Source organism: Micromonospora okii (assembly GCF_020884795.1).
In the GTDB taxonomy this organism is placed as follows: Bacteria; Actinomycetota; Actinomycetes; order Mycobacteriales; family Micromonosporaceae; genus Micromonospora; species Micromonospora okii.
Genome location: NZ_BBZF01000013.1, coordinates 603,897 through 614,724 on the forward strand (window position 1 = coordinate 603,897; position 10,828 = coordinate 614,724).

General features: G+C 68.0%; 9 protein-coding genes. 2 read left to right on the forward strand and 7 right to left on the reverse strand.

The annotated features are described in order from the left end of the window. Nucleotides 1-24 precede the first annotated feature (24 nt). Genes LPU43_RS05875 through LPU43_RS05890 form a run of 4 tightly spaced genes read right to left on the reverse strand, consistent with a single transcriptional unit; the run spans nt 25 to nt 4,227 of the window. Nucleotides 25-1,182 (reverse strand): restriction endonuclease subunit S, encoded by a 1,158-nt coding sequence (locus tag LPU43_RS05875; protein WP_255684273.1) that lies wholly within the window; start codon nt 1,180-1,182, stop codon nt 25-27. Continuing rightward, nucleotides 1,179-2,696 carry a type I restriction-modification system subunit M gene (locus LPU43_RS05880; RefSeq protein WP_229399184.1) on the reverse strand — a complete coding sequence of 506 codons (1,518 nt, stop codon included), beginning with the start codon at nt 2,694-2,696 and terminating at the stop codon, nt 1,179-1,181. The genes LPU43_RS05875 and LPU43_RS05880 overlap by 4 nt, the downstream gene beginning before the upstream one ends. Before the next feature lie 59 nt (nt 2,697-2,755). After that, nucleotides 2,756-3,022 (reverse strand): hypothetical protein, encoded by a 267-nt coding sequence (locus LPU43_RS05885; protein ID WP_229399185.1) that lies wholly within the window; start codon nt 3,020-3,022, stop codon nt 2,756-2,758. A 2-nt stretch (nt 3,023-3,024) separates the two neighbouring features. Continuing rightward, the gene (locus LPU43_RS05890; RefSeq protein WP_229399186.1) at nt 3,025-4,227 is read right to left on the reverse strand and encodes a helix-turn-helix domain-containing protein; all 1,203 of its coding nucleotides are present in this window, start codon (nt 4,225-4,227) and stop codon (nt 3,025-3,027) included. 517 nt (nt 4,228-4,744) lie between these two features. Here LPU43_RS05890 and LPU43_RS05895 point away from each other — a divergent pair. Further along, on the forward strand, nt 4,745-5,623 hold the full coding sequence (locus LPU43_RS05895) for a helix-turn-helix domain-containing protein (protein WP_229399187.1): 879 nt from the start codon (nt 4,745-4,747) through the stop codon (nt 5,621-5,623). Between the two features lie 14 nt (nt 5,624-5,637). Then, nucleotides 5,638-5,820, forward strand: coding sequence for a DUF397 domain-containing protein (locus LPU43_RS05900; protein ID WP_229399188.1), 183 nt, complete (start codon nt 5,638-5,640; stop codon nt 5,818-5,820). A gap of 149 nt (nt 5,821-5,969) precedes the next feature. Here LPU43_RS05900 and LPU43_RS05905 read toward each other — a convergent pair whose 3' ends face one another. The 3 genes from LPU43_RS05905 to LPU43_RS05915 all read right to left on the reverse strand — a co-directional run bounded on the left by LPU43_RS05905 (nt 5,970) and on the right by LPU43_RS05915 (nt 10,794). After that, on the reverse strand, nt 5,970-6,845 hold the full coding sequence (locus LPU43_RS05905; protein WP_229399189.1) for an alpha/beta fold hydrolase: 876 nt from the start codon (nt 6,843-6,845) through the stop codon (nt 5,970-5,972). 614 nt (nt 6,846-7,459) lie between these two features. Continuing rightward, the gene (locus LPU43_RS05910) at nt 7,460-9,202 is read right to left on the reverse strand and encodes an ABC transporter ATP-binding protein (protein ID WP_229399190.1); all 1,743 of its coding nucleotides are present in this window, start codon (nt 9,200-9,202) and stop codon (nt 7,460-7,462) included. After that, nucleotides 9,199-10,794: an ABC transporter ATP-binding protein gene (locus tag LPU43_RS05915; RefSeq protein ID WP_229399191.1), complete on the reverse strand. Its 1,596-nt coding sequence runs from the start codon at nt 10,792-10,794 to the stop codon at nt 9,199-9,201. Before LPU43_RS05915 ends, LPU43_RS05910 begins: the two co-directional genes overlap by 4 nt. Between the last annotated feature and the right edge of the window lie 34 nt (nt 10,795-10,828).

Consider the following 10,828-nt stretch of genomic DNA (forward strand, 5'->3'; position numbering starts at 1 on the left):
TGGACAGCCGCCGATCGTCTCACATCAGAGCAACCCCCGGAAAGCCCGATCTTGCAACGACGCGAACAGGGCGTCCAGCTCCGTGAGGCTCCTCTGATGGGCTGCTTTGAGGTCTTCAACCTTCGCAACTCGATGAGCGAACGCGTGTTGTAGATCAAGCGGTGGGGTGGCAAGCGGTGTAGAGCGAACGTCAGAGACGCTAATCGTATTCAAGCCCGAAGTGGTCTTGGCTGCCCTAAGTAAGTGCCGGCGGCCGCCCGGTGAATTTACATAATGGCAGGCAAAAATAGGAACAATTCTTGCGGGGTCGAATCTAGCTCGAATTAAGTGGTTTTGATGAACGCACGGTGTGACGGAGTCATCCCAGAGTGCTGCCCGGCCAATCTCCTCGGAATTCCCGTGGCCTTCGACGATGAGTAGGTCTTGGTCCTTCAGGGAGGTTCTAGAGATTTCAGCAGGTGATGCCTTAAGTGTTTTAATTTCAGCTAGATGGAGACGTCCCCGATGGACATTCGCGACCCGCAGATATTGCACCTCGATAGGATGCTTGGAGCGTGATGCGCTCAATTGGAGACCGCCTTGGACGTCAGCTAGCGCCCCTATATGAGCAATCGGCCAGGCGAAAGGGTTATGCGTCGCGCTGCCGAACATGTCGAGGAAGATGGACCGGGTAAGCTCGTCGAGATCGGCGAGGGCTTCGCGGCGCTTGACGCGCATTTCGTCCGCCCGATCCAACACCTTTACAATTCTCCGCTGATCCTTCAAGCTGGGGAGCGGGATCGACAGCTCGCCGATGTCATTTCGGTTGACCTGCTTGAATGTTGCCCCGCGACCTTTTGCTGCTAGGTTTGGTGCCACGACGGTTAGCCAATGCCACAGGAACCGGCCGTCCAGATCTGTTGAGGGCCGCAGGCCGGCGACGCCCCGTCCCAGGCAATACTCGCCATCGGATAGCACCTTCTCGCCGATAGAAGCCCTGATACCCAGGATGATGTCTCCGGCTGCGGAGGTTTTGGTGGCTTCCCTGGTGTGTTTTTTAGGGGCAGGGCGACCGTTTACGAAGTCACCCGCGCCTGCGATGAGTGGCCAGCCTATACTGTCGTTGTTATAGGCGTCCCCCGGCGGCGCTTGGCCCATTATCACGCTACATACGTCGTCCAGCCTGCGAAATGCCCATTTCATGCCAACATCGCCTTCAGGTCGGACATGCCCTGCTGGATCTCGGACTCCAAGCGTTCCAGGTCGGACAAAATATCTAGCGGCGCACGGTGCTCGAACTCTTCGTGGACGATTTCCTTGTAGCGATTGAGGCTGAGATCGTAGCCCTGTTCAACGATGTCGGCCTTGGGGACGCAGAAGCTCTGCTCGGTTCGCGCTCGCTGTAACTCATTGCTATCCCGGCGGGACCATCGTGCCAGGGCGTCAGGCAGGTTGTTCCTCGCGTGCTCGTCTTCGGTCAGTGTCACATCCGGCACCGGTCCGAGTTTCTCGCAAGGCAGCAACCGGGTCCGCTTGTCATCCAAGCTCCAGCCGTCAGCGGTTACCTCGTAGAACCAAACATTTTCAGTGCCACCGCTGTTGGTCTTGGTGAAGAGCAGGATCGCCGTGGAGACGCCCGAGTAGGGCTTGAAGGTGCCGCTGGGCAGCTTCACCACACCATCGAGCTTCTGGTCCTCCACCAGCATCCGGCGCAGTTCCTTGTGCGCCTTGCTCGACCCAAAGAGCACGCCGTCCGGCACGATTACCGCTGCCCGTCCGCCGGGCTTGAGGAGCCGAAGGAAGAGAGCGAGGAAGAGCAGTTCGGTCTTCTTGGTCTTGACGATTCGCTGGAGGTCCTTGGATGTGCTCTCGTAGTCGAGACTGCCGGCAAACGGCGGGTTGGCCAGGATTAACGAGTACTTCTTTGACTCGCCGCTGACGTTCTCGGCCAGCGAGTCGCGGTAGCGAATATCTGGGCTGTCGACGCCGTGCAGGAGCATGTTCATGCTGCCGATCCGCAGCATCGTGTTGTCGAAGTCGAAGCCGTGGAACATGCTCTCGTGGAAGTGCTTCCGCTGCTTCGCGTCGAGCAGTGCGTCCTGATGGTTGCGGCGTACGTACTCCCCAGCCTCAACGAGGAAGCCTGCGGTGCCACAGGCCGGGTCGCAGATCTCGTCGCTCGGCGTCGGGGCCGTCATCTCAACCATTAGTTGTATGATGTGCCGTGACGTGCGGAATTGTCCGTTGTGGCCGGCTGTAGCGATCTTGCCGAGCATGTACTCGTACAGATCGCCCTTGGTGTCCCTGTCCTCCATGGGGATCTTGTCGAGCATGTCGACCACGCGGGTGAGCAGGCCCGGACTGGGAATGGTGAACCGGGCGTCTCTCATGTGGTGCGAGTACGTCGACCCATCGCTACCGAGCGTCTGAAGGTATGGGAAGACCTGATGGGCGACGATCTTGAACATTGTCTCCGGGTCTCGGTCCTTGAACTGAGACCACCGAAGTTCCTGCTGGTCCGGCCCGAACCGCAGCGTGACGGAGGCGTTCGGGAGACGCTCCGCCTTTTTCAGTTCACGCGTCTCGATCTCGTCAAGTCGCTTGATGAATAACAGGTAGGTGATCTGTTCGATCACCTCCAGCGGGTTCGAGATGCCACCCGACCAGAAAGCATCCCAGACGCGGTCGATCTTGCTCTTCAGTTCTCCGGTTACCACGTGCCCTCGTCCCCACGGCGTCGCTTGTCACGATCGTCCACAGGCTACTCTCTGAGCGGCTACTCAGTCTGATGTAGATCGGGCGCATCTTCCGGGCGCAGGAGGCCATCGGGCTTGGCCTCGGTCGGTGAGGCTGCTGGGCTTTGCTGCGGTGGCTCTTCGGCGGCGCGGATGACGTCGCGGGCGGCGGTCGCCACCCGGCAGTCCGCGATCCGGCACACCCGGCAGCGGCCGTCCGGCCCGGTCTCGTGGTCGCGGAGGATCGCTCGGGCAGTGAGGATCAGCCGGTTGCGGATCTGGGCCAGCGACAGGAACGGCGCGGTCATGCTCAGCTCACCCCGAGGGCGGCGGCGAGCCGGATGATCGTGGCCGGGGCGTTCCGGTCGCGGGCCACCTGGGCGAGCACCTCCCGGGCGGCGGGCCGGTGGCGTACCTCGGCGGGTGCCAACCGGTCGGCCTCGACCAGCACGCGGCCCGCGCCGACCGGGTCGTCGGCCTGGACGTAGGCGCGGGCAGCGTCGACCAGGTGCGCCGCCCGGTGCTCCAGCGGCAGCCAGCGCCAGGCGTCCCGCCGGGTCGTCTTCTCGTGCCAGGCGACCGCCTCGCTCGCGTCGCCCAGGTCGAGGGCTGCGGCGGCACGGGCGAGGTCGACGGCCGTCGGCCCGAACGCCGTACGGTGATGGTCGTGGCCCTCGCCGACCCGGGCGGCCATGCCGGCGGCCTCGTCGAGGAGTTCGGCGGTGGCGCGGTCGTCGCCCCGGCGGGCCGCCGCCAGGGCGGCCTGCACGAGCAGTGTTCCGCACAACGACAACGCGCCGGGGGAGCCGCCACACGGATCGAGCGGTGCGATCCGGTACGCGGCGGTCAGCGCCGCCGACTGCGCCGCCCGTGCCCGCCCGGAGGCGCGGAACACCTGGCCGAGCTGCACCGCAGCGGCGGCCACCGACACGGGATCGCCGGTCGCGGCGGTCATGGCCCGGTCGGCGGCCAGCCAGCCCAGCTCGACCTCGCCGAGCTTCACCAGCAGCGAGGCGGTGAGCCGGTACGCCTCCACCAGCAGCGGGCGACCCCACCCGGACCCGTCGGCGACGACACGCTGCACGCTGGCCAGCAGGCGCGGCAGGACGGCGATCACCTGCGGGTACCGGGCATGCTGGAACGTCACCCAGGCGTGCTCGACGTCCCGCCCCACCCGGTCGGCCGCCGGCACGGAAGGCTGGGTCAGCGGCTGGCCAAAAGCCATCTCGTACGCCGACAGGGCCTCTCGTATCCGCTCCACCCCCTCGACCTGCCCGGCCATCGCGGCGGGTTGGGCGTCCCGGCCGAGCAGTACGGCGGTGTCGATGCGCAGGGCGGCGGCGATCTCCCGCAGCGTCGACACCTTGTCGAGTGACCGGACGCCTCGCTCGACCTTGTCGACCCAGGACTTCGACTTGCCGAGCCGATCGGCGAACACCTGCTGCGACAGCTTCCGCCGCGTCCGCCAGTACGCCACCCGCCGACCGACCGGCAGCAGCTCAGGGCTGTTCACGACGCCAACGCCGGTCCGGCTTTGCCCGGGTGGTCTCCTCGGCCGGTATCCGTTCCGCCTCGGCTTGGGCAAGAATTCGTTGCTTCGCCGCCTCATGCTCCGCCGCCTGGATCTGCGCGCCTCGATCCTCGCCGTCGGGCTTCCACCTCGCCCTCATGACCAGCGACCCGACCGGTGCTCCCCGGCGAGGGTCAGCAACGGCCGCTGCGGCAGGTAGGTCACCTTTGCCACGCCGACGGCCCGGTATGTGCCTGCCCACTTCGGACAGGCCGGTGCCGGGCGCAGGCGGTCGAGTGGGTTCGTACGACGGCGGTTGAACGGCCACAGCCTGCGCAGCAAGCCGGGGCGCGTCGGGTTCTTCGCATGCCGAGCCATTGGTCCTCCCGAGAGTAGTGACCTCCAAACAAAGAGTGACAAGGCTGTGCTGAGAAATCTAGACTTCCATGGAAGATTTCTTTGGATGATTTGGTTCGCTCGGCGTGCCTTGATCTCAGAGGTGGAGAGGAGAACACTGACGGTGTTCGCGATCCTGGAGGTTGACGTGGCGAGGGCAAGCGGCCCGACGATTGCGCGATGGCAGCTCGGCCGAGAGCTGCAGAGGCTCCGAGTGGCCGCCGGTGTTTCACACAAGGAGATCGCGACCGAGCTGGGCTGCTCGGAATCGAAGATCTACAAGGTCGAATCCGGGGTCGTCGGCGTCAGCCGGGCCGACGTGATCGTGATGCTCACCCGCTACGGCGTCAGCGACGACGGGATTCGGCAAACCGCCCTCGACCTTCAGCGTCAAGGCAAGGAACGCGGTTGGTGGGCGAAGTTCGGCCAGCTCCCGAACGCCTACAGCATGTATATCGGCCTGGAGTCGGCAGCGACTGCAGTGCGCAACTTCGAGCTGGCCGTTGTGCCGGGGTTGCTCCAGACCGAGGCGTACGCCTATGCGATCACCAGTGCCGCATGGCCTGGCCAGAGCGAGGAGGCACGCCGCCGGGTCGAGGTGCGGATGACCAGGCAGGCTTGCCTGATTGAAGAGCCGGCCTTGAAGCTCTGGGGCATCGTGGACGAGGGCGTGCTACACCGTCAGACCGGCGGCCCGGACGTCATGCGCGCCCAGCTTCACCACCTCATCGAGATGAGCGAACGGCCGAACATCGAGCTTCAGGTGCTGCCGTTCAGTGAAGGGTGGCATCCCGGCACCGTGGGCTCCTTCTCGATCCTGGAGTTCCCTGAGGACATCCACAGCCCAGTCGCGTACGTGGTCAGCCAGGCGGGAGACGCCTATCTCGAACGCGAGGATGACTTACGGCGCGTTACGCTTGCCTATACTCACCTGCACGCGGCAGCGCTCAGCGTCAGCAAGTCCCGGGAGCTGATCGCCGCCATCGCCAAGGACATCACGTAGGGAGAGTCGCGGCAATGGACTGGTCAACTGCGGTGTGGCGCAAGAGCAGCCGAAGCGACGCCAACGGCCAGTGTGTCGAGGTCGCGGACCGCCGTGACGGGGTGGCCGTCCGGGACAGCAAGGACAAGTTCGGCCCCACGCTGGCCTTCGACGCCCGGGGCTGGCGCACCTTCATTGACTCGCTCAAGAGCAACTAGCGCTACCTCTCCGTACTGGATGAGGCAGTAAGGTGCCCCGGCTCCCATCTCCGGAGCCGGGTTTGCTGCGTCGACAACCGTCCGTGCTGCGGAGCTGCTCAGCCGTGAACGGGAAGCCCAGGGCCAGCCCGGCTGCGGGAGAGGACCTGTCAGGTGTTGTCGAGCACGAATGCCCGCATGAGCTGGGCGCACTCGGCCGCGTGCGTCTCCAGCAGGAAGTGCCCGGCGTCGTAGATGTGCGCGTCCATGCGATCAAGAGCGCGGTGGTACGCGATGACCTCCTCGACATCGAAGTACGCGTCCCGCCGTCCCCACAGCACGAGCGCCGGCGGCTGGTGAGCCCGGTGGTACTCGGCGATCTCACGGAACCGGGCGACGTGGCTGGCGTAGTCGCCGAACAGCGCGAACTGCGCGTCGATGTTGCCGGGGCGGCTCATGCGCGCCCAGTCGAGGTGCCACGACTCGGGCGGGTGCAGCGTGCGCAGGCGCTCGGGCAGCTCGGCGAGGTACTGGTCGCGGGTGCCCGCGAAGTTCAACCAGTCCGGCAGATCGGCACGCCTGTCATCGGTCGGGTCGGCCCAGTACGCCCTGGCGCTGTCCCACTGCTCGCCGAGGCCGTCCTCGTGCGCGTTGCCACTCTGGACGACGAGGCCGCGGATGCGACTCGGGTCGCGGGTGGCCAGGTGGTATCCCACCGGTGCGCCGAAGTCGTGCAGGTAGACGAAGAAGCGCTCGGCCCCGAGCTGGTCGAGGAGGTTCTCGACCGTCCTTGAGAGGTTCTCGAAGGTGTAGTCGTACCGGTCGACAGTCGGCGACGCGGACATCCCGAAGCCGGGAAGATCAGGCGCGATTACGTACGCGACGTCGGCCAGAGCGGGCATGACCTGCCGGAACGTGTGCGACGAGCTGGGAAACCCGTGCAGCAGCAGTACGGTCGGCTGGCCGGGGCGGCCAGCCTCGCGGAAGAAGATTTCCAGGTCGCCGATGTCGGCCTGTCGATGGCGGACCCTCTGAATCGCCTGCAACGCGCCCCCTCCTATGCCCGGCTACGAGGAACATCCGCCCGTGGTGCTCTGAGGTTGCGGCTCATCACCGGCCGGTCACCGCCGGCCAGTCACCACCCCGCCGCCGACGGGACGCCGGCCCGGCCCGCGCCGAGGGAACGGCCGGTCGGGGTGAGGACGTGGAGGACGCTCTGCCTGCGTCGGGTGGTCGTGATGAGTCCGGCGGCCCGGAGGGAACCAGCGGCAGGCCGCGCCCGCTGAGACGCAGCGCGCCGGTGAGCCGGGCGACACCTGCCAGGCGGGCGTCCGGCGTGCCGGCCACCGACTGGACGGTGAGCGTGGTCCGCTGCCTCGCCCCCGGATCAGGCGTCGTCCTGGCGAAGCGCGAGCAGGATGGCCCGCTCGAAGACGGCATTCACCTGCTCCCTCGGCCAGCAAGCCCTCGCCGTTTCCTCCGCTCGGCGTAGTGCCAGGCCGAGGCGTAGGGGATGGGTCGCCTGAAGCACGTCGACGACGTAGGACTCCAATTGGCATATGTCGCCCCCGATCGACGCCGATTCCGGCGCCGCTGGGGCGGCAGGCCCGTGCTGCTGTGTCGGGTCGCCCCGGTTGAGCATGTCGGGGGTCATGGGCTGCTAGCCATGCCAGGAGCGCCAGAGGGCTGCGTACGCACCTTCGGCCCGCACGAGTTCGTCGTGGCTGCCCGACTCCACGATCCGGCCGTCCTCCAGCACCACGATGCGGTCGGCGTCGTGGGCGGTGTGCAGCCGGTGGGCGATGGCGATGACGGTGCGTCCCTCCAGGACCGCCGCGAGGGACCGTTCGACGTGCCGCGCGGCTCTCGGGGCGAGCAGCGACGTCGCCTCGTCCAGGACCACCACCTGCGGGTCTGCCAGCGCCAACCGTGCCAGCGCCAACTGCTGGGCCTGTGCGGGAGACAGTGCGGCTCCGCCCGCCCCGACGGCGGTGTCAAGGCCGTGCTCCGCGACCCAGTCCCAGGCGTCCAGGGCCTTGAGAACCTTCTCCAGGTCGTCGTCGGTGGCCGAGGGTCTCGCCATGACGAGGTTCTCGCGCAGTGTGCCGGCGAAGACGTAGTGCTCCTGGGTGACAAGCGCGACCCGGCGGCGCAGGTCGTCGACGGCCAGGTCGGCCAGGGCCACGCCGTCGATGGTGACCGTGCCGGTCGTCGGCGGCTCGATGCCGGCGACGAGCCGGCCGAGGGTCGACTTGCCGGCGCCGGACGGACCGACGACCGCGATTCGCTCACCCGGTTCGACCCGCAGGGTGACATCGCACAGGACGTCGTGGCCCTCCCGGTAGGCGAAGCTGACGGCGTCCAGCTCGACCCTGCCGTCGCCGGTGTCGGGTGACGGAAGTGACGCGCGGGCCGGGGTGGCGCCGCGCACGCCGAGGGTTCTCGCGAGCGACGCGCCGCCGATCTGGAGCTCGTTCATCCAGTACAGCAGCACGTCGACCGGGACGATGACCTGCTGCACGTAGAGGGTGGCCGTGGCGACCGCGGCCAGCGTGACGAGCCCGTTGAGGTAGAACACGCCGCCGAGCACCAGCGTCGCCGCGACGGGCAGCACGTACGCGACGTCGCAGATCGGTAGGAACACCGAGCGCAGGTACAGCGTGTAGCGCTCCGCCTGGTAGGACTCGGTGATGTCGGCGTCGGCGCGGGCCGTGCGACGGTGGGCGATACGCAGGGCCTCGACGGTACGGGCGCCCTCTGCGGTGTCGGTCAACCCGTCGGTGATGCGCGCGTACGAGGCACTCTGCCGCAGGTAGCCGTCACGGGCGCGGCGCAGGTACCAGCGGGTGGCGGCCCACAGCACGGGCACCGCGACCAGGCACGGCAGGGCCAGCAACGGGTCGACGAGGATCAGCGCGCCGACAGTCAGCACGATGGTCGTGCCGGCGAACAACGTATCCGGCACAGCCTGGCGCACCGCGCGGGAGAGCATGTCGACATCGCGGGTGGTGCGATTGACCAGGTCGCCGGTGCCGGCCCGCTCGACCGTGGCCAGCGGTAGCGTCAGGACGTTGTCGACGAACTCCTCGCGCAGCTCGGCCAGGACGGTCTCGCCGAGGCGGGCGGAGGCGTAGACGGCTGCGGCCAGGATGACCGCCTGCGCCACCACGAACACCAGGATGAGCACGACGGCGCGGGTGACGTCTGCGGTGCCGCGTGACACCTCGCCGATGAGGCCGCCGAGCAGCCGTGGCGTGACCAGGCCGGACGCGGCGGCGAGGGCGTGCAGGGCGACAGCGCAGAACAGGGGGCCACGGTGCCGCGCGGCGATGCGGCGAGCCTGGGCCCGAACCTCCCGCGCCGACGCGACGGGCAGGGTGTGCACGGTGTCGTCGGTCTTCACGCCTCGTCCTCCCGGGCGACGATGCGCCGGTACCGGGCATCGCCGCGTAGCCCCTGGTGCGTTCCTTCGGTGACGACCCTGCCCCCGACGACGACGGCGATCCGATCCGCGGCGTTCAGCATGATCGGGCTGGTCGTGAAGACCACTGTCGTACGCCCGGTCCGGGCCTGACTCAGGCGCTGGGCGATGCGCGCCTCGGTGTGCGCGTCGACGGCGCTGGTCGGCTCGACGAGCACGAGCACGTCCGGACCGGTCATCAGCGCGCGGGCGAGGCGCAGCCGTTGCCGCTGCCCGCCGGAGAACTCCTGCCCGGCGCCCACGACCGGCTGGTCCAAGCCGTCGGGCAGCGCCTCGACGATGTCCTGCGCCGACGACGCCTCGATCATGGCGTGCAGCCCGTCGGAGCGGTCGGCGGGGTCGAGTTCGGCGCGCAGCGAGCCGTCGAAGAGCCGGTCCTCGTTGGTGGCGACCAGGATGCGGGCGCGGACCTGCTCCAGCGGCGCGTCGCGCAGCGGTACGCCGCCGAATGTGGCGGCCGTGCCGGTGTGCCGGCCGAGGCGGTCGGCGAGCAGCGCGGCGTCCGACGGGGTCGCACATGCCACCGCCAGGAACCGGCCGGGTGGCACCCGGAGCCCGGCGTCGGGATCGACGAGTTCCGCCGGGCCGTCGGGCAGCGGCGTCGTGCCCGAGCCGTGCTCGGGTTCGATGCGCAGCAGCCGGATCACCCGCGCGGCAGCGACGTTGCCCCGGGTGAACTGGTCGGCGCCGTCGGCGACGCGGCGCAGCGGGGTCGCCAGGAAGACCGCGTAGCCGTAGAAGGCGACGAGCTGCCCGACGCTGAGCCGGCCGGCGAGGACCGACTCCGCGCCCAGCCACACGACGGTGACGAGCAGCAGCCCCGGCAGGAGGGTCTTGGCGGAGTCCAGTGCCGCCTCGACGCCGGCCACCCGGACGCCGGCTCCTCGCACCCGCTGGGACATCTGTCGGTAGCGTCGGGAGAACTGTGCCTCGCCGCCGATGCTGCGCAACACGCGCAGGCCGCTGCTGATGTCCACGGCGTGGGTGGTCAGGTCGGCCTGTTGCTCGCGCAGGTGCTGCTGGCGACCGTGCAGCGGTCGCAGGAGCAGCCCGACCGCCCAGACCATGACGGGCACGCCGACGAGGACGACGACACCGAGCTGCCAGGACGTCGCAAGCATGATGCCGGCCACCACGACGATCACCACGACGGCGCCGACGAACCGGCCGGTGGTCTCCAGCGTGGCGCCGAGTTGGGTGATGTCCGCGACGCCGACGCTCACGACCTCGCCGGTGGAGGCTTTCTTGCGCAGCGTGCCGCCGAGCCTGGTGGCCTGCGCGGTGACGAGTTGCAGCGTCCGGTACGCCGCACCGAGCGAAGCGGTGAGACCGCAGCGGTCCTGCAGGAGCCCTGTCAGCGCCTGCACCGTACCGAGGGCGAGGATCGCGGCACCCCACCACAGCAGCGCTGTTTGGTCACGGTCGATGATGCCGTCGTCGATGGCCACGCCGATCGCCGCCGGGATCAATGCCTGGGCGACGATGCAGGCTATGCCGGCGAGGGTGCCGAGCATGATCGGTACGCGGAACTGGCCCGCGAGCCAGAAC